Here is a 24,734-nt window from a genome sequence, read left to right as displayed (position 1 = left end):
GTCCCGGCGCGCTCGGCATCTCCATCTGGCCGTCGCAGGACGTTCCTATACGACATACCAGAGAACCATCCCGGGCTCAGTCCTGGCAGTGCGGGGGTCAGGGTTCGAGCGGTGGCCGCCACGCCTCAGGAGGGGGCGGGTACTCCATCGGCGCGCCCGGAGCAGCGTCCGGCCGCGTCTGCCGGTCGAACTCGTCGGAGGCTTGGGCCAGGCGACGCAACGGGCCGCGCAAGGCTCGGCCCGTCCGGCGCAGCAGGCTGAACAGCCACCCGATCGAAGCCGGCAGCAAGTACGACGCACCCGCCGTGACCGCGATGAGCAGCAGAAGGTCCGAGGTGAACGGCAGCCGGGCGACAAGGCCGAAGGCGATCGACGCCGCAGCGGCGGCCGCGACGACGTCCCACCCGGCGCCGATGAAGGCCCGGAGCACGGGGCCGCCGCGGTGGGCTGCCGCGGGTTCGGTCGGGGGAAACTCGCCGGTGACGGCGAACCTCCGTATCTGACGCATCGCCCGCAGCCAGTTGACCGCGAAGGGAACCTTGAGCAGCGCCACCAGCAGCGCCCACTTCCCGAAACCGGCCGCGACCTCGCTCAGCGCGGCCGGGGCCAGCGGCGCGAGGAGCCAGTACGTGAAAAGCAGCGTTGCGAACTCGGCAAGGACGACCGCGAGCGGCAAGAGCACCATGATCGCTAGGGCCGCCCTGTGCTGACGTGGACCCGACAGCTCTGTCACGACGCCCCGTCCCTCATCGACCGCGCCGCAGACACGTTCGGCGCCGCCCGCCTCGTCACTCATATCCCATGGCCGGGATGACCTCGCCGAGTGCTTCCTCGATGAACTCGCGGGTTTCGCCGTCGAACTGGTCGTTGCGGTTCGCCAGCTTGTGCGACTGAAACGTCTTGGCGGTGGCGAAGTCGTCGACGTCGAGCCGTGCGAACAGGGCGCGGCGCTGCCCCGGCCAGTCGGCGGCGAGATCTTCTGCTTTGACCTCGATGTATCTCCTGCCCGTCAGGTCGGCTCTGTTCTTCCAGGTGAGCCACTGCTGGTAGACCGGCTTGAGGTAGGCGAGCGCGCCGTCGACGGTCGACGGCGCCCATGGCTGGTCCAGGTGGGATGCGAGCACCGAGACCGGGTGACGCTTGATGTGCACGATGGTCGCGTCGGGGACCAGTTCCCAGAGGAAATCCATGCACAGCAGGTTGAACGGTGTCTTCTCGCACCAGGTCGGCTTGCCCGCGTCGGCGGCTGCTCCGCCGAACATGGTGTCGACCAGGCCCCGCAGGATGAGCAGCAGTTCGCCCCGGTCACTGAAATACCGGGGAACCACCCGCCGGCGGCTCAGCGGCACGAACGGCCCGGCCGGCCGGTCGGCGTTCCCGAAGCCTTCCGCGGGCGCGGGTTCGTCGTAGGTGTACGCGATCAACCGCGGCCAGAGCTGTTGCACCGCGTCCCGGTAGCGCTGCTCGCCGACCAGCTCGGGAACGGTCTTGCCGCGATCGTCGCGCCGGCCCGGCACCCGTACGGTGAGGAAGTCGCTCAGCCGGTGCAGGGCGTCCTCAGCGACGGTGGGGTCGTATCGATCGGTGAGCGCGTCGGCCAGGTCCCGCAGGCCGCCCGGATCGATGAGGAACTTGGTCTCCATGGGGATCCGATGGATCAGCGGATGCTGGCCGATGATGTCGGCGATCCGTGACGTACCCGATCGACCCGTGCCGGCGACGAAGATCGGTGAGGGGGAGGGCATGGCGAGCAGTCAAACTCTGCGCCCAGCGCCTGTGCAAGCCATTTGTCCCGCACGGGGTGGTGGGGCCGTGGCGGCGGATTCGGGCTGCGGCCGCCACGGCCCCGGTGCGGGTGTCAGTGCGAGATGGTCAGGTTCACCCGCGACACGATGCTCTTCACCGCGCCCCGTCCGGCGAGGCAGTTGATGAGGTCGACCCCGGAGCCGACGAACACCTGGTTGACGTTGCTGCCGAGGAAGAGCCCGGCGGTGACGGTGCCGTTGAAGGTCACCACGAGGTTCGTGCCGGACAGCGATGCGGTGCGGATGGCGTTGACCGTGGTGGTCTGGCCGGTGTTCCAGGTGATCGTGAAGTTCACGGTCAGCGTGCCGAGCACCATGGTGCAGTCGTCGAGCATGGTGATCGTCTTGGTCTCGAACCCGGAGACCAGGTTGGGCCAGCGCGGGGCCTTGCAGGGCTTGTAGTTCGTGGTGCGCGACACCACGGTGGGCTGGTTCACCAGCGTCAGCGGCGGGGTGAACGTGATGGTGTTGGTGCTGCTCGGCGAGGTGCACTGCACGTCGAGCACCGCCGCGTTCGCCGGTGCGGCGGCGATCAGGGTGCCGCCGAGCACCATCAGGGCGGTGAGCGCGACACGGACGAGTCGGACCACCAGGGGCCTCCGATCTAGGGGACGGGTACGGTCGCCGATAGTCACGCTTCGACGACCACCGATACACTAAGCGTGGCCATAGATCGATGGACTGTCGGATATCGATACAAGGTGATGGCTTGAAACAATCTATTAACATCTATATATTGACTGCTTCGGGCGCAGCTCGCAGGCTCGCCGGTGGGGCCGAGCGCACCGTGGCGCCGCACCCGGAGATGATCCGGGTGCGGCGCCACGGGTGTGCGCCGAGGACGGCTCAGCGCGCGGTGAGCAGTTCGAGCACACGCACCGCCGAGGTGCCCAACCCCGACGGCAGCGGCAGGATCGCGGGGGCGTGCGCGGACATGCCGGGACTGCGCAGCGGCATGCTGGCGGGGGAGTACCGCACGCACTCCTCGTGCCAGCGCAGGATGCCCGACATCCAGTCCTTGAGCTGGTCGGCGTACGCGGTCAGCCGCCGCCGGACCTCTTCGTCCAGCCCCAGTTGGTCGCACATGGCGGGCAGCTCCACCGACACGATGTGCTCGAACTGCCGCATGCGCTCGCCCATCAGCCGTGCGACCAGGTCACGGGCGGCGTACCGGTCGCAGCCGAGGAAGCGTTCCAGCACGAACACCAGGTTGTGGATCTCGTCCTCGTACTCGATCTCCTTCTGATAGGAGAACAGGTCGTTGGTGAAGCACGCGTAGTCCTGCGCGGCGTGCTCCAGCTGCTGGATCACCCGGTGCTCGTAGATGTCGTCAGGCACCAGCCCGGCGTGGGCCAGCCGGCACAGGCTCATGGTCATGTCGGAGCCGAACGTGGCCCGCCGCATCTCCACGTAGTCCACCGGATCGGGCACCCGGTTCTGGATCTGGTTCGCCAGCTCCCATACCCAGGAAGCGGTCATGTCCTCGACGGCCTGGCGGAAGCGGGCCCGCGCGGCCGGGGCCATCGGCCCCGCGGTGCGCCGCCACAGGTCGGCCAGGCCGCGTTCGAGCGGGTTGACCGGCTCCGGGACGGGTTCCCCGGCCAGCGGCATGAACAGCGACAGCCGGGCGTTGGCAGCCTTCGCGCCGAGGAAGTCCCGGGTGCGGCCGAACTGCACCGGGAACAGGTCGTCGCCGTAGGTGCCCCAGGTGAGCCAGTTCGACGAGACCTCCAGCTCCTCCGGGGTCGCGTCGGCGTGGATCATCGCGGCGCAGTGCGGGAAGTCGAACCCGGCCAGCGCCTGCTCGTCCCACAGCCCGTGCACGCCGGTGCCCGGCACCGGGTCGAGCATGCCCATCTCGCGACCCCATCGCACGGTCTGCCGCCGGGCCCGGCCCAGGTGCGGGCTGGTGCGCGGCTGGTACGGCATGTGCAGCGGCGGGATCGGCAGGTGGCCCGGCTGCCGGCCGAGCGGCAGGTGGGCGTACTGCCCGAACAGCGTCGGCAGGCCCGGGGCCAGCACCGCGGCGGGTCCCTCGGCGCGCGGCGTGATCTTCGTGTACCGGCTGGACCGGGCGTGCCACTCGTGCCCGCCCGACTGCCAGTCCTGCAGCCCCTTCGCGTACAGCGCCACCGCCAGCTGCTCCGGCGGGGTGACCGCGTGCTCGGCGTACAGCACCGGCAGCTCGGTCAGCGCGGTGTGCTCGAACTGGTGCAGGCGTGACGTGAGCAGCTCGCCGACCAGGTCGCCGGCCCGCTGGGTGGGCACGTCGAGGAACTTCTCCAGCACCAGCACCGCGTTGGAGTTCTCGCCCTCCTCGGCCACCTCCCGCTGGTAGGAGAACAGGTCGTTGCGCAGGTGCACCGCGTCGGCGAAGGTGTCCCGCAGCACCTGCAGCGGCCGCAGGCCGGCGAGGCGGTCGGGCACCTCGGCCCCGCAGGCGTACTCGACGAGGTTCGCCGACCAGGGCGCGCCGCCGACCCGCCGCCGCATCTCGATGTACTCGATCGGGTTGGCGATGCGGTGCCGGTTGATGTTGTCCAGCTCCCACATCGACTCGACCATCAGGTTGTGCGTGCTGGCGACGAAGCGGCGCCGCCAGCCGTCGGACATGTGCGGGATGGTGCGCGCCCACAGATCGGCCAGGCCCGCCTCGGCCGGGTTGCCCGGCTCCGGGGGAGTCTCGCCCGGCTCGGTCATGAACAGTTCCAGCCGGTCCAGGTACTCCTGCGCCCCGGCGAGGTCCCGGTCGTACTTGAACGACTCGAGGAAGTGGTCGTCGAAGAAGAAGACCCAGACATACCAGTCGGTGACCAGGTCCAGCGCCGTGGAGTCGCAGTCGGGATGGGTGTACGCGCACATCAGCGCGTAGTCGTGCTTGCTCAGTTTCTCCAGGTCCCACACCGGTTCGCCGGACGGGCCCGGGGCGTCGAGCATGCCCATCTGCTTGGCCCAGGCGTTCGAGTGCTCCCGGGCGTGCTGCTCGTGCGGGTTCAGCCGCGCCGGGTGGGGCAGGTAGAAGTCGGGCAGGACAAACGCTTGCATCACCGTCTCCTGACGTATTCCTGGCGATGACGTGCAGGTTCTTGCCGCGGCTGTGGATGACTGTATAGCGATATTGCCGGTTTGAGTAGATTGCGATTTTCAACCGGTTCGGCTAGCAGGTCGCGCTGCGTTAGCGTGCGGCTGTGGACAGACACATCGCGTTCGGGCGCCTGCGCAACTTCCGGGATCTGGGCGGCTACCGGGGATTCGAGGGCCGCACCCTGCGCTGGGGACGGCTCTACCGGTCCGACGCGCTGTCCAAGATGGATGACGCGGACTGGGCGCGGTTCACCGAGCTGGGTGTCAAGACCGTGATCGACTTGCGGTACCCGTGGGAGATCGAGCGTGCCGGGCGGGTACGCGAGTACCACGGGCTGACGTACCACAACCTCAGCGTGGAGCACCGGCCGTACCAGCAGGCGTCGCTGGGGCCGGACGTGGCGACCGGGCCGTTCCTCGCGGGCAAGTACGCCGAGGTCGCGCAGGACGGGGTGGTCGAGCTGCGGCAGGCGCTCGACGTGATCGCCGCCGAGGACAACGCTCCCGTGGTGTTCCACTGCGCCTCCGGCAAGGACCGCACCGGCCTGCTCGCCGCGCTGGTGCTGACCCTCCTCGACGTGCCCGACGAGGTCGTCGTCGAGGACTTCGTGCTCACCGAGCTCGCCACGCCCGGCCTGGTCGCGGACATCACCGCCCGGATGGGCGTCGCGCCCACCTGGCCCGGCTACGGTCGCGCGCCCGCCGAGGTGATGACGCTGTTCCTGGCCTGGGCGCGCGAGGAGCACGGCTCGCTGCGCGGCTACGCCGAGAAGCAGCTCGGCATCGACGACGCCTACGTCGCCCGCCTCCGCGCCACCCTGCTCGAACCCTGACAGGGCCGGTCGCGCGGCCCTGACATGGACGCTGGCCTATCCGGTCGAGTCCGATCCACGAAAACTCGATCAGATAGGCCAGCGTCCATGAAAACAGGCGAGGTGGTCGTCCCCGGCCCAGCGCGGTTTCGGCGGGGCGGGGACGGGCTCGGTCAGGGGGTCAGCAGGGCGCGGACCTGGTCGGGGCCGACGGCGAGCAGGAGGGTGGGCAGGCGCGGGCCGGTGTCGCGGCCAACCAGCAGGTGGTAGAGCAGGGCGAAGAACTCGCGCTGGGCGACCTTGAGCTCGGGTGTCGGCTTGACGTCCATGGGCAGGCCCAGGCGGGTCTTGGGGACGCCGTAGACCAGGGTGGTCAGGCCCTCCAGGGACCAGTGGCCGTCCAGGCCGGCCAGCAGCAGGCGCAGGGACTCGCGCTGGTCGTCGTCGAGCTTGGCCAGCAGGGCGGCGTCGGGCTCGGGCAGGACGCGGGTGCGCTGCTCCGCCGGGACCTGGGTGGTGATCCAGTGCTGGGCGCGGTCCAGGCGCGGGCGGGTCTCGTCGAGCGAGGCCACCGGGTCGGCCGGGTCCAGGTCGCGCAGGATGCGCAGGGTCTGCTCCGGGTCGCCGGTGGTGATGTCCACGATCGAGGCCAGCGTGCGGTACGGCAGCGGGTGCGGCGTCACCGGCAGCAGGCCCGCGGCGGTGCCGACGGCGCGGCTGTACGCGGCGGTGTCGGCGGCGTTCGCGGTGCCCTCGGCCACCTTGCGGCCCAGGGTGTCCCACTCGTCGTACAGGCGCTGGATCTCCTGGTCGAAGGCGACCTTGAACGCCTGGTTCGGGCGGCGGCGCGCGTAGAGCCAGCGCAGCAGCGGCGGCTCCATGATCTGCAGCGCGTCGGCCGGGGTCGGCACGCCGCCCTTCGAGCTGCTCATCTTCGCCATGCCGGAGATGCCGACGAAGGCGTACATCGGGCCGATCGGCTGCTGCGCGCCGAACACCTCGCCGACGATCTGCCCACCGACCTGGAACGACGAGCCGGGGGAGGAGTGGTCCACGCCCGAGGGCTCGAACACCACGCCCTCGTACGCCCAGCGCATCGGCCAGTCGACCTTCCACACCAGCTTGCCGCGGCGGTGCTCGGACAGCAGCACCGTCTCGGTGTGCCCGCACTGGCAGGTGTAGGTCAGCTCGGTGGAGTCGTCGTCGTACGCCACCACGGTGGTCAGGTCGCGCTCGCAGACCGAGCAGTACGGCTTGTACGGGAAGTAGCCCGTCGCGCCCGTGCCGTCGTCCTCGGCGGCCGCGCCGGAGCCCTCCGCGGCCTCCTGCGCCGCGGCGGCCTCGTCCTCGTCGAGCTTGCCCTGCTGCGGTGCGCCCGCACCGGTGCGCCCCTTGGTGCGGTAACGGTCCAGCACCGCGTCGATCTTGGCGCGCTCGCGCATGGCCAGCAGGATCTGCTCCTGGTACGCCCCCGAGGTGTACATCTGCGTCTGGCTGATGCCGCGGTGCGCCACGCCCAGCTGCGCCAGCGACTCGGTCATCGAGGCCTTGAAGTGCTCGGCCCAGTTCGGGTACGCGCTGCCGGCCGGGGCCGGCACCGAGGTCAGCGGCTTGCCGATGTGCTCGGCCCAGGACTCGTCGATGCCCGCGGGCACCTTGCGGAAGCGGTCGTAGTCGTCCCAGCTGATGATGTGCACGACCTCGTGCCCGCGGCGGCGGATCTCGTCGGCGACCAGGTGCGGGGTCATCACCTCGCGCAGGTTGCCCAGGTGGATCGGGCCCGACGGGCTCAGGCCGGACGCGCAGACGATCGGTTTGCCCGGAGCGCGACGCTCTGCCTCGGCGATGACCTCGTCAGCGAAGCGGGAGACCCAGTCGGCCTCCGGGGTTGCGGCCACGATCGGCACGTCCTTCCGTGAGAAGCGAGATGGTGCCATTCTCCCGGATCGGTCGAGCGCGTTTCGCGACGCCCCTACCCACCGTGACCCGCCACCCGCCCCACGGCCCCACCCGGGGCGGCGGAGCGGGGTGGTGGGGGTGGGTCAGTTCACGAGGGCGTGGGCGGGCAGGACGACGGAGGCGGCGATGCCGCGCTCGCCGGCGGGCTCCAGCTCGACGCGCATCTCGTGGCGCTGGGCGAGGCGGCTGACCACCTCGATGCCCATCTGGCGGCACGTCGCGGCGGTCACCGGGCTCGGGTGGGCCAGCCGGTGGTTCAGCTCGCGCAGCCGGTCCTTGCCGATGCCGATGCCGCGATCCTCGATCAGCAGCACCGCCCGGTCGGCCACCCGGCGCGCCTCGACCAGCACCGTGCTGTCCGGCGGGGAGAACGCGGCCGCGTTGTCGAACAGCTCCGCCAGCAGGTGGACCAGGTCGTTCACGGCCGGGGCGACCACCACCAGGCCGTCGTCGATCACCCCGAACTCGATCCGGCGGAAGTCCTCGACCTCGGAGCGCGCCCCGTGCAGCACGTCGACCAGGGACACCGGCTCGCGCCGGATCCGGGCCGACTCGCCGCCGGCCAGCACCAGCAGGCTCTCGTCGTTGCGCCGCATGCGGATGGCGAGGAAGTCGAGTTCGAAGACGTCCTTCATCCGGTCCGCGTCCGGTTCCTCGACCTGCTCCATCCGGTCCAGGCAGCTGATCAGCCGGTCGACCATCGCCTGCGAGCGCCGCGACAGGTGGAACAGCATGTTGATGGTCTCTTCCTCCCCCGCAGAGGGGTCGGCTGAGCTCACCATCATGACCACCTCCTGTGACCCGGGGTTACGGCAATCACATATATCAGCACAGCGCGTGCTTGGCGAGACTCAATCATGTTTCTTGTGGGCCCCGACAAGCGGGGGAGTCACCTCGCTCGGACGGTGGCGGAATCGGCCTTCCGGTCGACAAAGGCGTCACGGACGACGAGGCTGGTGACATGGTTGCCGTGCCCGACCGTCAGCGTGTGCGCGCCGTGCTCCTCGACGGCGACGACCTGATCCTGTTCGAACGGACCCGCCCCGGCGTGCCGCAGCGCTACTGGGCGACACCCGGCGGCGGCGTGGACAAGCACGACGCCAACCTGCTCGCCGCGCTGCACCGGGAGCTCGACGAGGAGCTGCGGGCGGTGGTCACCGCGCCGGTGCCGCTGACCTTCGTCGACACGCAGCGCGAGGACGGCCTCTGGCAGCGGCAGCACCTATTCGCGTGCCGCCTGGTCTCGATGGACGTCGCGAACCGCTACGGCGAGGAGTTCGCCGACCCGGCCAAGGGCACCTACGACGTGGTGCGGGTGCCGTTCACGGCGGAGGCGATCGGCGACCTGAACATGCAGCCCGAGGGCGTCGCGGCGTACCTGCGGGCGGCGATCGACCAGGTGTGGCAGGCCGCGCAGGACGGCCGGGCGAGTTACAGCGTGTCCTTCGCGTCCGGGACGTCGGCGCAGGCACTGCGGCGGGCGCTGCACGAGGCGTACGGCCTGGACCCGGCGGACGTGTTCACCGGCACCGCCGAGGACCTGATGGGCGCGGCCGACGTGCGGGCCACCGTCTGGATCAACCCCGACGGCGGTGACCCGGCGTACGGCTGCGAGCTCAGCGCCGGGGACTCGCTGGCCCGCGCCACCGGGGTCAGCGAGCTCGAACTCGCCACCCGCCTGTGCCGCCTCACCGCCACCACGGCCCTGGTCGCCGACACCCCCCTGCACAGCTGGCTTGTCTCCGCCGATGGCGACTACCACCGCTCCCACGCCCTGCGCCCCTGACGAAGCGCCCCAGCCGGAGGAAGGGCACCTTATTGACGCCAGTGGCGCCGTGAGCTGGTTGTCCGGCTCGCGCGTCAGGTGGTGACGCGGTGCGGGCCCGCGTACACGTTCATGGTCTGGCCCCGCAGGAAGCCGACCAGGGTCATGCCCGCCTCGGCGGCGAGGTCGACGGCGAGGGTGCTGGGCGCGGACACCGCCGCCATCACGCTGATGCCCGCCATCCAGGCCTTCTGCGTCAGCTCGAAGCTGGCCCGGCCCGACACCAGCAGCACGTGTCCGGCCAGCGGCAGCCGCCCGGCCTGCAACTGCGCGCCGATGAGCTTGTCGACCGCGTTGTGCCGGCCGACGTCCTCCCGGATCGTGACCAGCTCGCCCGAGGGTGTGAACAGGCCCGCTGCGTGCAGCCCGCCGGTGCGCTCGAAGGTGCGCTGGGCGGCGCGCAGCCGGTCGGGGAGCAGGGTCAGGGTGCGGGCGTCGACGGTGACCGGGTCGGCCGCCACGTCGTGCGGGGAGCGGGTGCGGATGGCGTCGATGCTGGCCTTGCCGCATACGCCGCACGAGGAGGTGGTGTAGAAGTTGCGCTCGGTCCCGGCGGCCGGCGGCGGCACGTGGTCGGCGAGCACGACGTCGACGACGTTGTAGGTGTTCGCCTCGCCTGAGCCGGCGCAGAGCTGGGCGGTGTGGATGTCGCGGGGGGCGGTGATGACGCCTTCGGTGAGGAGGAAGCCGAGGGCCAGGTCGAGTTCGTCGCCGGGGGTGCGCATCGTGACGGCGAGCGGCGGGCGGTGGCCGACGCGGTGGCCGACGCGGATCTCCAGGGGCTCCTCGGCGGCCAGGGTGTCCTGGCGGCGCACGGTGGACGGCCCGCCGAGGTCGATGCGGGTCACCTGCCTGCGGTCGCTGGCCCGGCCCATCAGACGGGCTGCAGCCGGACGATGATCTGCTTCGAGGTCGGCGTGTTCGACCCGGCCGCGGTGGAGTCCAGCGGCACCAGCACGTTCGCCTCGGGGAAGTAGGTGGCGGCGCAGCCGCGCACGGTCGGGTATCCGATGACGCGGAAGCCCGGCGCGCGCCGCTCGCCGTCGGCCCACTCGGAGATCAGGTCGACGGTCGACCCGTCGGCGATGCCGAGTTCGGCCAGGTCGTCGGGGTTGACGAAGACCACCCGCCGGCCCGCCTTGACGCCGCGGTAACGGTCGTCGAGGCCGTAGATGGTGGTGTTGTACTGGTCGTGGCTGCGCAGCGTCTGCAGCAGCAGGCGGCCCGCGGGCACGGTCAGCACCTCCAGCGGGCTGACGGTGAACCGCGCCCTGCCGTCCGGGGTGGGGAAGCTGCGGCTGTCGCGGGGCGGATGCGGCAGGGTGAACCCCGCCTTGGCGCGCACCTTCGCCTCGAAGTCGTCGAAGCCGGGCACGGTCTGCGCGATCAGCGCCCGGATCGCGCGGTAGTCCTGCGCGTACGACTCCCACGGGATCGTCGAGTCCGGCAGCACGGCGCGGGCCAGCCCGCACACGATGGCGACCTCGGACCGCAGCAGCGGCGAGGCCGGGTCGAGGCGGCCCTGCGAGGCGTGCACGTTCGACATCGAGTCCTCGACGGTGACGAACTGGTCCCCGGCGGCCTGGGTGTCCCGCTCGGTGCGGCCGAGGCAGGGCAGGATCAGCACGGTCTGGGAGTCGGCGGTGACCACGTGCGAGCGGTTGAGCTTGGTGGACACGTGCGCGGTGAGCGTGCAGCGGCGCAGCGCCGCCTCGGTGACGTCGGTGTCGGGGCTGGCCGCGGCGAAGTTGCCGCCGACCGCCACGAACACCTTCGCGTGGCCGTCGCGCATGGCCCGGATCGCCTCGACCGTGTCGTGCCCGCGCCGGGTCGGCATGGCCAGGCCCAGCCGGTCGCCCAGCCGGCCGAGCCAGGTCGGCGGCTCGTGCCAGATGCCCATGGTCCGGTCGCCCTGCACGTTGGAGTGCCCGCGCACCGGGCACAGGCCCGCGCCGGGCTTGCCGATCATGCCGCGCAGCAGCTGCACGTTGACGACTTCCTGAATCGTCGCGACCGCGTCGCGCCCCTGGGTCAGGCCCATGGCCCAGCAGACCACGGTCGCCTCGGACGCGGCGAACAGGCGCGCCGCGGCCTCGATCTCCTCGGTGCTCAGGCCGGTCGCGCGGGCCACCAGGTCCGCGTCCACCTTGCGCACCGCGGTCGCATAACCCTCGAACCCCGAGGTGTACGCCGTGACGAACGCCTCATCGACCGCGCCCCACTCGACCAGCAGCGCGCCGATGGCCTGGAACAGGGCCAGGTCGCCGCCGACCCGGACGGGCAGGTGCAGGTCGGCCAGCGGGGTGCCGGAGCCGACGAGACCGCCGACCTTCTGCGGGTTCTTGAACCGCATCAGCCCCGCCTCGGGCAGCGGGTTGATCGAGATGATCTTCGAGCCGTGCTGCTTGGCCCTCTCCAGCGCGGCGAGCATGCGCGGGTGGTTGGTGCCCGGGTTCTGGCCGACCACCACGATCAGCTTCGCGTCGTGGATGTCGTCGAGGGTGACCGAGCCCTTGCCCATGCCGATGGTCGCGCCCAGCGCCACGCCCGAGGACTCGTGGCACATGTTGCTGCAGTCGGGCAGGTTGTTGGTCCCGTACGCCCGCGCGAACAGCTGATACAGGAAAGCGGCCTCGTTGGAGGTGCGCCCGGACGTGTAGAACAGCGCCTGGTCCGGTTCGATCGCCTTGAGGTGCTCGGCGGCCAGCGCGAACGCCTGCTCCCAGCCGAGCGGCCGGAAGTGCGTGGCGCCCGGGTGCTTGACCATCGGTGTGGTCAGCCGCCCCTGCTGGCCCAGCCAGTAGTCACTGCGTTCGGCCAGCTCGGCCACGGAGTGCTCGGCGAAGAAGTCGGGCGTGATCCGGCGCAGGGTGGCCTCCTCGGCCACGGCCTTCGCGCCGTTCTCGCAGAACTCGAAGCGCGAGCGCTGAGCAGGTACCGAGCGAGGCGGGCCGGACGCCTCCGGGTGGGACGCGTGCGGGTGGTGCTCGGGCGAGGGATCCGGCCAGGCACAGCCGGGACAGTCGAAGCCGTCGGCCTGGTTCACCTTGAGCAGGGTGAGCGCGGTGCGGAGCACGCCCATCTGATTGACGGCGGCGGCCAGGCCGTGCCCCACCCCGGGCAGGCCCGCCGCGGCGGCCTTGGGGCCGCGCACAGTGAGATTCCGGTCACCGACATCGTCGCGGGGGGGCTTCTTCGCCATGTCTCAAACGATCTCACGTCCGTGGCGCGTCGCCGAGTGCGGAGCAGGTCTAACCTGAGTCGTTCGCCGGCACCCCGACCGGCGACATCCCTGCTGGGGAGGATGATCATGAAGGAATGGATCGCCGGCCTGCTGGCCGTGCTGGGCACCCTGCTCGTCCTGGCCGGAGCCACGGTCACCGTGGTCAAGACGCTCACCCCCGACCCGGCCGGCACCCCGGTCGGCACGGACCCCCTGGGCGGGACCGCCACCACCAACGGCAACAGGTTCTCGCGCTGGCTGCACCGCGTCAACGCCGCCGACCGGCTCATCGCCTGGGGTGTGATCCTGCTGGCCCTGGGCGCCGTCGCGGCCGGCGCGATCGCGTTCAACGTGGGCCTGTCGGCCGGAACTCGCTGAGCTGCGCACCGTCCATCGCGGATGGCCCGGCGTCACAGCGCCGGGCCATCCGGATAGATGGTCCGGCGCGCCTGGTGCACCCCGTGCTCCGGGGTCGCCCGCGAAGGATTATTCTGCCTCCGAGGTACGCCTCGAATGATCAATCCGGGTGGCGGCGCGAGAATGGGGCGCCGCGAGCAGCCGGGCCAGCTACAGGAGGCCAGACGTGACCACCGTCGCACCGCAGCCGATCGCGACCCGGCCCTACCCCGTGCGCAAGCAGGTCAAGGGTTCCGCGATCGCGCGCCTGCTGCGCACCACGGATGCGAAGCAGATCGGGATCATGTACATGGTCACCGCCTTCGTGTTCTTCCTGATCGGCGGCCTGATGGCGCTGCTCATGCGCGCCGAGCTCGCCCAGCCGGGGATGCAGTACCTGTCGCCGGAGCAGTACAACCAGCTGTTCACCATGCACGGCACGATCATGCTGCTGTTCTTCGCGACGCCGATCGTGTTCGCGTTCGCGAACTTCGTGGTGCCGATCCAGATCGGCGCGCCCGACGTGTCGTTCCCGCGGCTGAACTCCTTCGCCTACTGGCTCTACCTGTTCGGCGCGAGCCTCGCCACGGCCGGGTTCATCACGCCGGGTGGCGCCGCCGACTTCGGCTGGTTCGCGTACGCGCCGCTGAACGACGCGATCAACTCGCCCGGCATCGGCGCGGACATGTGGATCGCCGGCCTGGTGCTGTCGGGTCTGGGCACCATCCTCGGCGCGGTCAACATGATCACCACGATCCTCACCCTGCGCGCGCCCGGCATGACGATGTTCCGCATGTCGATCATGACCTGGAACATCCTGGTCACCAGCCTGCTCGTGATCATGGTCTTCCCGCTGCTGGCCGCCGCGCTGCTGGCCCTGCTGGCCGACCGCCGCCTCGGCGCGCACGTGTTCGACCCCGCCACCGGCGGCCCCATGCTGTGGCAGCACCTCTTCTGGTTCTTCGGCCACCCCGAGGTGTACATCGTCGCGCTGCCGTTCTTCGGCATCATCTCCGAGGTCATCCCGGTCTTCAGCCGCAAGCCGATCTTCGGTTACACCGGTCTGGTCGCCGCGACCCTGCTGATCGCCGCCCTGTCGATGAGCGTGTGGGCGCACCACATGTTCGCCACCGGCCAGGTGCTGCTGCCGTTCTTCTCGTTCCTGAGCTTCCTGATCGCCGTGCCCACCGGTATGAAGTTCTTCAACTGGATCGGCACCATGTGGCGAGGGCAGATAACGTTCGAGACACCGATGCTGTTCGCCATCGGCTTCCTCGCGATCTTCCTCTTCGGCGGCCTGTCGGGCGTGCTGCTGGCCAGCCCGCCGATCGACTTCCACGTCTCGGACTCGTACTTCGTCGTCGCGCACTTCCACTACGTGCTCTTCGGCACCATCGTGTTCGCCGTGTACTCCGGCATCTACTTCTGGTTCCCGAAGATGTTCGGCCGGATGCTCGACGAGAAGCTCGGCAAGGTGCACTTCTGGCTGACCGTGATCGGCTTCAACTGGACCTTCCTGGTGCAGCACTGGCTGGGCGCCGAGGGCATGCCCCGCCGGTACGCCGACTACCTGCCGTCGGACGGCTTCACGTTCCTGAACGCCTTCTCCACCGTCGGCGCGTTCATCCTGGGCGCCTCCACGCTGCCGTTCCTCTACAACGTGTGGAAGTCGTACCGCACCGGCCCGCTGGTGACCGTCGACGACCCGTGGGGCCACGGCAACTCCCTGGAGTGGGCCACCAGCTGCCCGCCGCCGCTGCGCAACTTCGACCGCATGCCGCGCATCCGCTCGGAGCGCCCCGCATTCGACGCCAAGTTCCCGCACCTGGCCATCTCCACGGGCACCAAGGCCCCCGTCATCGAGGCCCCCAGCTACTCCCACGGCCGCCACGGCGGCGACCACGAGGTCTAGCCCTCACCCGTCCCACCCAGGGGCCCGGTCCGCACCCAGCGGCCCGGGCCCCTGCCCTTTTGGGTCGATCATGAACTTATGGACGTGTTCGACGGCGTGTCGCTCCCCATAACTTCATGATCGACGAGGTGGGGGTCGGGGCCGGGGAACGGTGGGGGAGGATGGAGCCATGCCGGAGGGGGACACCGTCTGGAACACCGCCAAGGTGTTGCGGGACGGGCTGGAGGACGCGGAGCTGACCGGGTCGGACTTCCGGGTGCCGCACCTGGCCACCGTCGACCTGGCGGGTCATCGGGTGGCCGAGTCGCTGAGCCGGGGCAAGCACCTGCTGCTGCGGCTGGTCTCGCCGGAGCACCGCGAGCTGACGTTGCACTCGCACCTGCGCATGGAGGGCGCCTGGCGGGTGTACGCCCCCGGCGAGCGCTGGACGGGCCGTCCCGCGCACCTGATCCGGGTCGTGCTGCGCACCGCGAAGTCCGTCGCCGTCGGCTACCACCTGCACGACCTCAAACTCGTGCCGACCGCGCGGGAGCCGGAGCTGGTCGGCCACCTCGGCCCGGACCTGCTCGGGCCCGACTGGGATCCCGAGGAGGCGGTGCGGCGGCTGGCCGCCGACCCCGCGCGGCCCGTCGCCGAGGCGCTGCTCGACCAGCGCAATCTCGCCGGGATCGGCAACCTCTACAAGTGCGAGCTGCTGTTCCTGCGCGGTGTGTGGCCGTGGACCCCGGTCGGCGACGTGCCGGACCTGCCGGGCATGGTGACGCTCGGGCAGCGGCTGCTCGCGGCCAACAGGGGCCGCTGGACCCAGTCCACCACCGGCTCGCTGCACCGCGGCGAGACCAGCTACGTGTACGGCCGCCGCGCCCAGCCCTGCCGCCGCTGCAACGGCCCGATCGCCAAGACCGACGGCGACGCCGAACGCATCACCTACTGGTGCCCCCGCTGCCAGCCCCAGCCGACCTGACGACCAGGCCGGATCAGCGGTGGGAGGCGGCCGCGTCCTGGGTGAACGCGCCGTCGGCGGCGGACGTTGTCGCGCCCGCGCCGGAGATCGCGGCCTCCGTGAGGATGGCTCCCTCCCAGGCGGGCGCTGATTCCGGGCCGGCGGCTCGCGCGGACCCGGGGTCGCCCGCAGCTGCTCCGGCAAGCGTCGTGCCCCCAGTCGGGGTTGCGGCAGGCACCGCCTCGGCGGTCGCGGGGGCCGTGCGGGCACCCGCCCCGGCCAGGCGCCAGAACGGGAGCGCGATCAGGACCAGCAGCACGCCGGCGGTGCCGGTGGCGGCGAACGCCCAGCCGGGGCCGTACCCGTCGATGATCGTTCCAGCGAACGGCGCACCCGCGGCCACGCCGATCGTCAGCGCGGTGCCGTGCAGGCCCATCGCCTCGCCGCGGGCCGCCGACGGCACCCACTGGCTCATCGTGTCGATGGTGGCCGACAGCGACGGCGCGCACAGCACACCGGCCGGGATCAGCGCCAGGAGCAGCCACCACCAGCCGCCGCCGACCAGGCCGAGCGGGATGGTCAGCGCGCTCATGACCCCGGCCAGCAGCAGCGGCGAGATGCTGCGGTGCAGCGCGCCGTAGACGAAGCCGCCGATCAGGGAGTAGCCGCACCACACGGCGATGACCAGGCCGATCCAGGTCTCCTGGCCGCTGCCCTTGAGCGTGGCGATCAGCGTCAGGTCCGTGGCGGTGAGCACGAACGTCAGCACCGCGGTGATCGACAGCAGCGCGAACAGGCGCGGCCGCAGCCACTGCCGGCGCGGCACCGCGGCCTGCGGGTTCTCCTGCTCCGCCACCGAGCGGGTCGGCGGGTTGAGCGCGATCAGGGCCAGGCCCGCGCCGACCACGCCGATGCCGACGGCGTACATGGTGGGGCGGCTGCCGAAGGCGGTCACCGCGGCGACGGCGGCCGCCGGGGCGAGCATGTAGGACAGCTCGACCGCCATGGAGTCCAGGGCGAACCCGGGGCGGCGCTGGTCGGCCGGGATGAGCGCGGCGATGCACTGCCGGACGAGGCTGAACACGGGCAGGCCGAGCACGCCGGCGACCAGCGCGCCGACCAGCAGGACGTGGTAGCTCAGCTGCGGGGCGATGCTCCAGAACAGCGCCTGGGCGGCGGTGGTGACGATCAGCACCGGGCGCAGGCCGTGCCGGTCGAGCAGCCGTCCGGCCAGCGGGGAGCCGATCGCGGAGCCGAGGGTGGAGGCGGTGCCGACCAGGCCGGCCTGGGCGTAGCCGAGGTGCATCGTGTTGACGACGTGCAGCGTCAGCACGATGCCTGCGGCGATGACCGGGACACGAGCCACCAACCCCACCAGCATCAGCGCGCGTACGCCGGGGAGTCCGAGGATCTTGCGGTAAGGCTCGATGGTCATTGCGGTCTTTACCTCCGCGCCCATCCTGCCTGAGCCCCCCGACACCGCGTCAGTGATCAGCGGTGGTCAACGGGGTTAGTTCCGTCACCGCCTCGGGGGCACAAAAGGCGGCGGCCCGCCGGAACCTCGAGGTTCCGACGGGCCGCCCAGCCCTGCTGGATCAGGCAAGGCCGTTCTTGATCGCGGTGATGAGCTCACCGTTGGACGTGTCGCCGAACGTGTCCCAGAAGAAGGCACCGGCCAGGCTCTGGTTCTTGGCCCACGTCATCTTGCCGGCGATGGTCGCCGGGGTGTCGTAGCTCCACCACTGCCCACCGCTGAAGCAGTAGGCGGTGCCGCCGACGGTGCCGTTGGCCGGGCACTTGGTCTTGAGCACGTGGTAGTCCTCGATGCCCGCCTCGTAGGTGCCGGGGGCCGCGCCGGTCGCCGAGCCGCCGGGGGCGGCCTGGGTGACGCCGGTCCAGCCACGGCCGTAGAAGCCGATGCCGATGAGCAGCTTGCTGGCCGGAACACCCTTGCTCTTCAGCTTGGCGATGGCCGCCTCGGTGCAGAAGCCCTGCTGCGGGATGCCCGCGTAGCAGGTCAGCGGCGAGTGCGGGGCGGTCGGGCCCTGCGCGGCGAAGGCGCCGAAGAAGTCGTACGACATCGGCAGGTACCAGTCGACGTACTGCGCGGCCGCGCCGTAGTCGGTGGCGTCGAGCTTGCCACCGGTGCTGCCGTCCGCGGTGATCGCCGAGGTGACCAGGGCGGATCCGAAGCGGTTGCGCAGCGCCTGCATCAGGTTCCGGTACGCGAGCGGGCCGCTGCTGTCACAGGACAGGCCGCAGGCGTTCGGGTACTCCCAGTCGATGTCGATGCCGTCGAACACGTCGGCCCAGCGCGGGTCCTCGACCAGGTTGTAGCAGGAGTTCGCGAACGCGGTCGGGTTGGCCGCGGCCGCACCGAAGCCGCCGGACCAGGTCCAGCCGCCGAACGACCACACGATCTTGATGTTCGGGTACGCCTTCTTGAGCTTGCGCAGCTGGTTGAAGTTGCCGCGCAGCGCGCCCGCGTCCCAGGTGTCGGCGACGCCGTCGACGCTCTCGGCCGCCGAGTAGGCCCGGTCGTAGTCGGTGTACGAGTCACCGATCACGCACTGGCCGCCGGTCACGTTGCCGAACGCGTAGTTGATGTGCGTCAGCTTCGCGGCCGAGCCGTTGCTCACCAGGTTCTTCACGTGGAAGTTGCGACCGTACTGCGCCCAGTTCGTGAAGTAGCCGATGACCTTCTTGCCCGGGGTCGGGTTGGTCGGGCTGCTCGACGGGCTCGGCGGGGTGCTCGGCGACGCGCTCGGCGAGGTGCTGGGCCGGGCCGACGGCGACGCGCTCGGGCTGGTGCCCGGAGTGGTCGGCACCACGGACGGGCTGGCGCCGGTGGCGCAGTTCGCGCCGTTGATGGTGCAGGCGGTCGGCTGGCCGGAGCCCGCCGTCACGAAGCCGAACGACGCGGTGCCGCCGGCCGGGATGGAGGCGTTCCAGGTGCCGGTCGCGGTGCGGGTCTGGCCCGAGCCGGTCAGGTTGGCGTCCCAGAAGGAGCTGACGGTCGTGCCCGAGGGCAGCGTGAACACGAGGGTCCACGTGGCCGCCGCGCTGGTGCCGTTGGTGATCGTGTACTTGCCCTCGGCGCCGCTTCCCCAGTTGGAGGTCTGGGTGTAGGAGGCGGTGACGGTGCCGGCCGCGTTCGCCATGGTGACAGCGCCGATGGAACCGGCGACGACCATGGCTGCAGTGGCGGCTATCAGGCGGGCCCGTGTTCTGAGCATGGCTCTCCCTTAATGATTGACACCTATCCCCCCGATGCGGCAAAACATTAAGTTAACTTTCCTTAAAATGGAAGAGCGTTTACCTAAAACATCCTTTAAGGGCCCCTGAGCTGTGGTTTCAGCTCGCGTTGGCGATCTCCACACCGGACTCGCGAAGGGTGGCCAGAGCCAGCTTCGTCGATTCCGGAGCGACACCGGCCGTCAGGTCGAGCAGCACCGTGGTCGCGAAGCCCTCGCGGGCCGCGTCCAGCGCGGTCGCCCGTACACAGTGGTCGGTGGCGATGCCCACCACGTCGACCTCGGTCACGTCGCGCATGCGCAGCCAGGCCGCCAGGCCGATGCCGCTGCTCTGCCCCTCGAACCCGGAGTACGCCGCGGCGTACTCGCCCTTGAGGAAGATCGCCTCGATCCGGTCGGTGTCCAGCGCGGGGTGGAACTGCTCGCCGAAGGTGTCCGCGACGCAGTGCACCGGCCAGCTGCTGGAGTAGTCCGGCGGGTTGCCGAAGTGGCCGCCCGGGTCCTGGTGGTGGTCCTTGGTGGCGACGATGTGGTCCCAGCGGCGCGGCGACGCGCCCTCGTCCGCGGCCAGGTGCGCGGACACTCCGGCCGCCACCGCCGCTCCGCCCGCCACCGGCAGCGAGCCGCCCTCGCAGAAGTCGTTCTGCACGTCGACGATGATCAGTGCACGGGCCATGGCCGCCTCCCCGGACAGACAACGGTGGTGCCTGTGCACCGCTGCCCATGCTGCTCCGGTCGGGGCCGTCCCGCAACGATCAGGTGGCGGTGGTCACCGTCACCGGCACCGCGGGGTCGCCCGCGGAAAGTTTCAGGCCCTCCCACGGGATCGTGATCAGACAGTCCCTCAGGTGGGCGCGGCTGTCGGCCAGGGTCGGCAGGTCCGCGGCGAACTCGCCGGCGCGGACGAACGGGCGCTGCAGCAGCCGGTCGCCGGGCTGCGGCGGGGGCGTGGCCTGCTGCGACAGCACGATCTCCTCGACCGCGGTGCCGGTCGGCTTGTGCCGGCGGTATGCCGTCTTGCGCCCGCCCACGGTCGCCTTGTTCTCGGAGCGCTTGACCACCGGGCGGCCGTCCACTTCGACCAGCTTGTAGACCAGGCCCGCGGTCGGCGCGCCGGAGCCGGTCACCACCGCGGTGCCCGCCCCGTACACGTCGACGGGCTCGGCGGCCAGGGCCGCGATGGCGTACTCGTCCAGGTCGCCGCTGACGACGATCTTCACGTCCGGCGCGCCCAGCTCGTCGAGCAGCGCGCGCGACTGCGCGGCCAGCACGGACAGGTCGCCCGAGTCGATGCGCACCGCGCGCAGGCCGGGGCCGGCGACCGCGATCGCGTTGCGGATGCCCTGGCTGATGTCGTACGTGTCGACGAGCAGCGTGGTCTGCTCGCCCAGCGCCGCGACCTGCGAGGCGAATGCCGCCTTCTCGTCGTCGTGCAGCAGCGTGAAGGCGTGCGCGGCGGTGCCCGCGGTGGGGATGCCGTAGCGCAGGCCCGCGGCCAGGTTGGAGGTCGACGCGAACCCGGCCAGGTAGGCGGCACGGGCCGACGCCACGGCGGCCTCCTCGTGCGCCCGGCGCGAGCCCATCTCGATCAGCGGGCGGCCCCGGGCCGCGGTGACCATGCGGGCCGCGGCCGCGGCGATCGCGCAGTCGTGGTTGAGGACCGACAGGATCAGCGTCTCCAGCACCACGCACTCGGCGAACGTGCCGGACACCGTCAGCACGGGGGAGCCGGGGAAGAAGAGCTCGCCCTCGGCATACCCGTCGAGGTCGCCGCGGAAGCGGTAGTCGGCCAGCCAGGCCGCGGTCTGCTCGTCGACGATGCCCCGGTCGCGCAGGAAGGCGACCTCGTCCGGGTGAAATCTGAACGCGGCGAGCCGCTCCAGCAGGCGGCCGGTGCCGGCGACCACGCCGTAGCGCCGGCCCTGCGGCAGCCGCCGCGCGAAAACCTCGAAGACGCTGCGGCGGTGGGCCGTGCCGTCGCGCAGCGCTGCGCTGATCATGGTCAGCTCGTAGTGGTCCGTCAGCAGACTCGGCGCACCAGCATGCATCCCCACACCCTATGGCCTTGCCCGATCTTGCGGAGGTGTCCCCCGTGACATGTGCGGGCGGCCTGGCCGGGGACGGTTCGCGCAAGATCGTCACGGCCGCGCCAGGACGGCACTTCTTCGTGCCTGTGTGTTGCCCGAATCAACTCGTAGGATGGGGGACGTGACCGCCGCCCCACAGACAGTTCCGGTTGATAAACCGGACATAGACGAAGCGTCGGAATTCGCCCGACCCTGGGTCACCATCGTGCACAACGATCCGGTGAACCTGATGAGCTACGTGACCTGGGTTTTCCAGCAGCTCTTCGGTTACAGCAGGGACAAGGCCGAACTGCTGATGCTCGACGTGCACCAGAAGGGCCGGGCCGTCGTGTCGGCGGGCGCCCGCGAGCGCATGGAGCACGACGCCAGCAGGCTGCATACGTACGGCCTGTGGGCCACGGTCGACAGACAGTGAGCGAGCGCGCATGACGATCTTCCGCAGAGTCGGCGCGGAATGCGTGGCGGACTTTCGCGAGGACGAGGTACGGGTACTACGCAAGGTCGCCGAGGAGGTCGTCGGTCTGCTGACCGACGGCTTCGACCGTGAGGACCCCGTCGTCGAGCGGCTGTTCCCCGACGTGTACCCCGAGGACGTCAAGAACTCCGCGGAGTTCCGGCGCTTCACCGAGGGCGACCTGAAGACCGCCAAGATCGACCAGGCCGGCGCGGTGCTGGCCGGGCTGCCGGAGGCCGGCAAGGGCGAGGTGCGACTGGACCCGGAGTCCGCCGAGGCGTGGCTGCGGGCCATCAACGACGCCCGGCTCGCGCTCGGCATCCGGCTGGAGCTGACCGACGACACGGTGGTGGAGTACGAGCTGGAGGAGGCCCTGGAGCAGGACGCCGGCTCGGCCCGGGTGTTCCAGCTCAGCGTCTACTCGTATCTCGGCTACCTCCAGGAGTCCCTCCTCGAAGCCGTCATCGGCGCCGACTTCCGGCGCTGAGCTGCTGGCGCCCGCCTCCGCGGGCGCGGCGGTCCGGCCTCGGAAGCCTCCCTTACCCGCCGGTCGCTCGTCCGCTGCGCGGACTTCCACTCCTGGCGGGTGCGGTCGGCGGCCGGACCGCGCCGCACTGCGGTCCGGATCACAGGACTGTTCTCTGGCGGGTACGGCTCGGTAGGCTGGTCGCCGTGCTGACCATCCACAGGGAGATCATCGAGGCGATCGTCGCCCACGCCCGTCGGGATCACCCGGACGAGGCCTGCGGTGTCGTGGCCGGTCCCGTGGCTTCGGACGCTCCACAGCGGCACATCCCGATGGAGAACGCGGAGCGTTCCACCACGTTCTACCGCTTCGACTCGACGGAGCAGCTGCGCGTGTGGCGGGAGATGGACGACCTCGACGAGGAGCCGGTGGTGATCTACCACTCGCACACGGCGACGGAGCCGTACCCCTCGCGTACCGACATCTCCTACGCGGGCGAACCGAACGCCCACTACCTTCTCGTCTCGACCCGCGACCCGCAGACCGCGGAGATCCGCTCGTTCCGCATCGTGGACGGGCAGGTGTCCGAGGAGCCGGTCCAGCTCGTTGGTGAGAGTATGGACGCCATGCGGAGCTACGAGGAGAACGGCGACCCGCACGCCGTGCAGTCGTTCATGTTCGGGCAGAGCCCGGCGGCGGTGGACTACGAGTGTCAGCGCTGAGCTGACCTCGCCCTGAGTCCCGACGACCGTCCGTTCGACTTTTCTTCTTACAGGAGTTCTCTGCCATGGCCATCGACGTTCGCATCCCCACCATCCTGCGCTCCTACACCGGCGGCGCCAAGGCCGTCTCCAGCGCCGGGGAGAGCCTCGCCGAACTGCTCACCAACCTCGACGGGGCATACCCGGGCCTGCGCGGCCGGCTGATCACGCCCGAGGGCGGCCTGCACCGCTTCGTGAACATCTACGTCAACGACGAGGACGTGCGCTTCCTCGGCTCGCTCGACGCCAAGATCAGCGACGGTGACACGGTCACCATCCTGCCGGCCGTCGCCGGTGGCGCCTTCGGCCTCGCCGCCGCGGCCGCCGTCCTCGGCCGCTGACCTTCCCCGCCGCGACGACCTCGCGCGTTTCGTGGTCCTGAGCGCCGGTGGGGCGTTCCGGTCGGCCCGCCTCACCGGCGGGCCGGCGGGACGACCCGCCGGCGCGGCCCTTTCCGGGCATCCGGCCGACGGCTCGTGTGTGATCGTGGCAGCGACTCGCGCGAACGGAGCTGATCATGGCGCGTTTTGATTCACTGCTCGACGTGTGCGGGGACACACCCCTGATCGGGCTGCCCCGGCTGAGCCCGGCCGTGCCCGACGGCGCGCCGCCGGTGCGCCTGTGGGCGAAGCTGGAGGACCGCAACCCCACCGGCAGCGTGAAGGACCGGGCCGCCATGTACATGGTGCGCGCGGCCGAGGCCGACGGGCGGCTGCGCCCCGGGGCCACGATCCTGGAGCCGACCAGCGGCAACACCGGCATCTCGCTGGCCATGGTGGCCAAGCTGCGTGGCTACCGGCTGGTCTGCGTGATGCCCGAGAACGTCTCCACCGAGCGCATCCAGCTGTTGCGGATGTACGGCGCGGAGATCATCTTCTCGCCGGCGGCGGGCGGCTCGAACCAGGCGGTGGCCACGGCCAAGCAGATCTCGGCCGAGCACCCCGACTGGATCATGCTGTACCAGTACGGCAACGAGGCCAACGCCCGCGCACACTACGAGACGACCGGCCCCGAACTGCTGCGCGACCTGCCCACGCTGACCCACTTCGTGGCCGGCCTGGGCACCACCGGCACGCTCATGGGCACGGGCCGCTACCTGCGGGAGAAGAACCCCGACATCCAGATCATCGCGGCGGAGCCGCGCTACGGCGAGCTGGTCTACGGTCTGCGCAACATCGACGAGGGCTACGTGCCCGAGCTGTACGACGCCTCGGTGCTGACCCGGCGGTTCTCCGTCGGCACCCGCGACGCGGTGCTGCGCACCCGGCAGCTCGTCGAGGTCGAAGGCCTGTTCGTGGGCTTCTCCACCGGCGCCGTCGCCCACGCCGCCCTCGCCGTGGCCCACGAGGCGGCCAAGAACGGCCGCGGCGCCGACGTGGCCTTCCTGGTCGCCGACGCCGGCTGGAAGTACCTCTCGACCGGCGCCTACACCGGCACCCTCACCGACGCCGAAACCGCCCTCGAAGGCCAACTCTGGGCCTGACCCCCGCCGCCCCGCGCCCCGCGCCCCGCGTTGCGCCGGGTTGATCATGAACTTAAGTGCGTGTTCGACGGCGTGTCTCCACCCTGGCACCGTGATCGACTGAGCCCGACCGGGCAACCCGGTCGGGCTCAGTCATGGGCCTGCCCGGCGCCTGGGAGGCTTGTCGATCATGAAGTTAGGGGAGTGACACGCCGTCGAACACGTCCATAAGTTCATGATCAACCCGGCGGGGGGTGGGGTGGCGACCGCGCTGGCAGCCTGGGCGGTCGC

At 70.7% G+C, this 24,734-nt stretch carries 21 protein-coding genes and 1 pseudogene; 10 read left to right on the top strand and 12 right to left on the bottom strand.

The window, feature by feature from the left end:
- Positions 1–97 precede the first annotated feature (97 nt).
- The 4 genes from HAV39_RS37290 to HAV39_RS37275 form a co-directional block, all read right to left on the bottom strand.
- A complete protein-coding gene (locus HAV39_RS37290; protein ID WP_191843871.1) occupies positions 98–796 on the bottom strand; it encodes a hypothetical protein in 699 nt (232 codons plus the stop codon).
- Positions 789–1,745: a sulfotransferase family protein gene (locus tag HAV39_RS37285; protein WP_223124446.1), complete on the bottom strand. Its 957-nt coding sequence runs from the start codon at positions 1,743–1,745 to the stop codon at positions 789–791. Before HAV39_RS37285 ends, HAV39_RS37290 begins: the two co-directional genes overlap by 8 nt.
- Positions 1,746–1,858: 113 nt before the next feature.
- Complete coding sequence (locus HAV39_RS37280; RefSeq protein ID WP_191843870.1) at positions 1,859–2,395, bottom strand: hypothetical protein; 537 nt, start codon at positions 2,393–2,395, stop codon at positions 1,859–1,861.
- 256 nt (positions 2,396–2,651) lie between these two features.
- Positions 2,652–4,850 carry a terpene synthase family protein gene (locus HAV39_RS37275; protein ID WP_191843869.1) on the bottom strand — a complete coding sequence of 733 codons (2,199 nt, stop codon included), beginning with the start codon at positions 4,848–4,850 and terminating at the stop codon, positions 2,652–2,654.
- A gap of 143 nt (positions 4,851–4,993) precedes the next feature.
- On the opposite strand from HAV39_RS37275, the gene HAV39_RS37270 reads away from it, so the two are divergent.
- A complete protein-coding gene (locus tag HAV39_RS37270) occupies positions 4,994–5,722 on the top strand; it encodes a tyrosine-protein phosphatase (RefSeq protein ID WP_191843868.1) in 729 nt (242 codons plus the stop codon).
- Between the two features lie 152 nt (positions 5,723–5,874).
- Here the strand turns inward: HAV39_RS37270 and lysS are convergent, their stop codons facing one another.
- Complete coding sequence (gene lysS / locus HAV39_RS37265) at positions 5,875–7,599, bottom strand: lysine--tRNA ligase (RefSeq protein WP_203736554.1); 1,725 nt, start codon at positions 7,597–7,599, stop codon at positions 5,875–5,877.
- Positions 7,600–7,743: 144 nt separating this feature from the next.
- Positions 7,744–8,445 (bottom strand): sensor histidine kinase, encoded by a 702-nt coding sequence (locus HAV39_RS37260; protein ID WP_191843866.1) that lies wholly within the window; start codon positions 8,443–8,445, stop codon positions 7,744–7,746.
- 203 nt (positions 8,446–8,648) lie between these two features.
- On the opposite strand from HAV39_RS37260, the gene HAV39_RS37255 reads away from it, so the two are divergent.
- Positions 8,649–9,446, top strand: coding sequence for an NUDIX domain-containing protein (locus HAV39_RS37255; RefSeq protein WP_203736556.1), 798 nt, complete (start codon positions 8,649–8,651; stop codon positions 9,444–9,446).
- A 74-nt stretch (positions 9,447–9,520) separates the two neighbouring features.
- On the opposite strand, the gene fdhD is transcribed toward HAV39_RS37255, so the two are convergent.
- On the bottom strand, positions 9,521–10,360 hold the full coding sequence (gene fdhD, locus HAV39_RS37250; protein ID WP_191843864.1) for a formate dehydrogenase accessory sulfurtransferase FdhD: 840 nt from the start codon (positions 10,358–10,360) through the stop codon (positions 9,521–9,523).
- Complete coding sequence (locus HAV39_RS37245; protein ID WP_191843863.1) at positions 10,360–12,687, bottom strand: FdhF/YdeP family oxidoreductase; 2,328 nt, start codon at positions 12,685–12,687, stop codon at positions 10,360–10,362. Before HAV39_RS37245 ends, fdhD begins: the two co-directional genes overlap by 1 nt.
- A 108-nt stretch (positions 12,688–12,795) precedes the next feature.
- Here HAV39_RS37245 and HAV39_RS37240 point away from each other — a divergent pair, with 108 nt between their 5' ends.
- From HAV39_RS37240 to HAV39_RS37230, 3 genes are all read left to right on the top strand, one after another.
- A complete protein-coding gene (locus HAV39_RS37240; protein WP_191843862.1) occupies positions 12,796–13,086 on the top strand; it encodes a hypothetical protein in 291 nt (96 codons plus the stop codon).
- A gap of 205 nt (positions 13,087–13,291) precedes the next feature.
- Positions 13,292–15,016: an aa3-type cytochrome oxidase subunit I gene (gene ctaD, locus HAV39_RS37235; protein WP_191843861.1), complete on the top strand. Its 1,725-nt coding sequence runs from the start codon at positions 13,292–13,294 to the stop codon at positions 15,014–15,016.
- Between the two features lie 169 nt (positions 15,017–15,185).
- Positions 15,186–15,980: an Fpg/Nei family DNA glycosylase gene (locus tag HAV39_RS37230; RefSeq protein WP_191843860.1), complete on the top strand. Its 795-nt coding sequence runs from the start codon at positions 15,186–15,188 to the stop codon at positions 15,978–15,980.
- A gap of 205 nt (positions 15,981–16,185) precedes the next feature.
- On the opposite strand, the pseudogene HAV39_RS37225 reads toward HAV39_RS37230, so the two are convergent.
- The 4 genes and pseudogenes from HAV39_RS37225 to HAV39_RS37210 all read right to left on the bottom strand — a co-directional run.
- Positions 16,186–17,418 (bottom strand): annotated as a pseudogene (locus HAV39_RS37225) (MFS transporter); the annotation flags it as partial.
- A 136-nt stretch (positions 17,419–17,554) separates the two neighbouring features.
- Positions 17,555–19,195 carry a glycosyl hydrolase family 18 protein gene (locus HAV39_RS37220; protein ID WP_191843858.1) on the bottom strand — a complete coding sequence of 547 codons (1,641 nt, stop codon included), beginning with the start codon at positions 19,193–19,195 and terminating at the stop codon, positions 17,555–17,557.
- 118 nt (positions 19,196–19,313) lie between these two features.
- On the bottom strand, positions 19,314–19,889 hold the full coding sequence (locus HAV39_RS37215) for an isochorismatase family protein (RefSeq protein ID WP_191843857.1): 576 nt from the start codon (positions 19,887–19,889) through the stop codon (positions 19,314–19,316).
- 79 nt (positions 19,890–19,968) lie between these two features.
- Complete coding sequence (locus tag HAV39_RS37210) at positions 19,969–21,261, bottom strand: nicotinate phosphoribosyltransferase (RefSeq protein WP_191843856.1); 1,293 nt, start codon at positions 21,259–21,261, stop codon at positions 19,969–19,971.
- Positions 21,262–21,412: 151 nt separating this feature from the next.
- Here HAV39_RS37210 and clpS point away from each other — a divergent pair, with 151 nt between their 5' ends.
- The 5 genes from clpS (at position 21,413) to HAV39_RS37185 (ending at position 24,464) form a co-directional block, all read left to right on the top strand.
- The gene (gene clpS, locus HAV39_RS37205; RefSeq protein ID WP_120316753.1) at positions 21,413–21,715 is read left to right on the top strand and encodes an ATP-dependent Clp protease adapter ClpS; all 303 of its coding nucleotides are present in this window, start codon (positions 21,413–21,415) and stop codon (positions 21,713–21,715) included.
- A 10-nt stretch (positions 21,716–21,725) separates the two neighbouring features.
- A complete protein-coding gene (locus HAV39_RS37200; protein ID WP_120316752.1) occupies positions 21,726–22,241 on the top strand; it encodes a DUF2017 domain-containing protein in 516 nt (171 codons plus the stop codon).
- A gap of 185 nt (positions 22,242–22,426) precedes the next feature.
- Complete coding sequence (locus tag HAV39_RS37195; RefSeq protein WP_120316751.1) at positions 22,427–22,942, top strand: M67 family metallopeptidase; 516 nt, start codon at positions 22,427–22,429, stop codon at positions 22,940–22,942.
- Positions 22,943–23,007: 65 nt separating this feature from the next.
- Positions 23,008–23,322 (top strand): MoaD/ThiS family protein, encoded by a 315-nt coding sequence (locus tag HAV39_RS37190; protein WP_155390767.1) that lies wholly within the window; start codon positions 23,008–23,010, stop codon positions 23,320–23,322.
- Between the two features lie 176 nt (positions 23,323–23,498).
- Positions 23,499–24,464, top strand: a complete 966-nt coding sequence (locus tag HAV39_RS37185; RefSeq protein WP_120316749.1) for a PLP-dependent cysteine synthase family protein — start codon at positions 23,499–23,501, stop codon at positions 24,462–24,464.
- Positions 24,465–24,734: the final 270 nt, after the last annotated feature.

The organism is Catellatospora chokoriensis, from assembly GCF_011297315.1.
GTDB classification, from domain to species: Bacteria; Actinomycetota; Actinomycetes; order Mycobacteriales; family Micromonosporaceae; genus Catellatospora; species Catellatospora citrea.
Note: the sequence above shows the minus strand (reverse complement) of the source record. Positions and strands in the feature narration are given on the sequence as shown.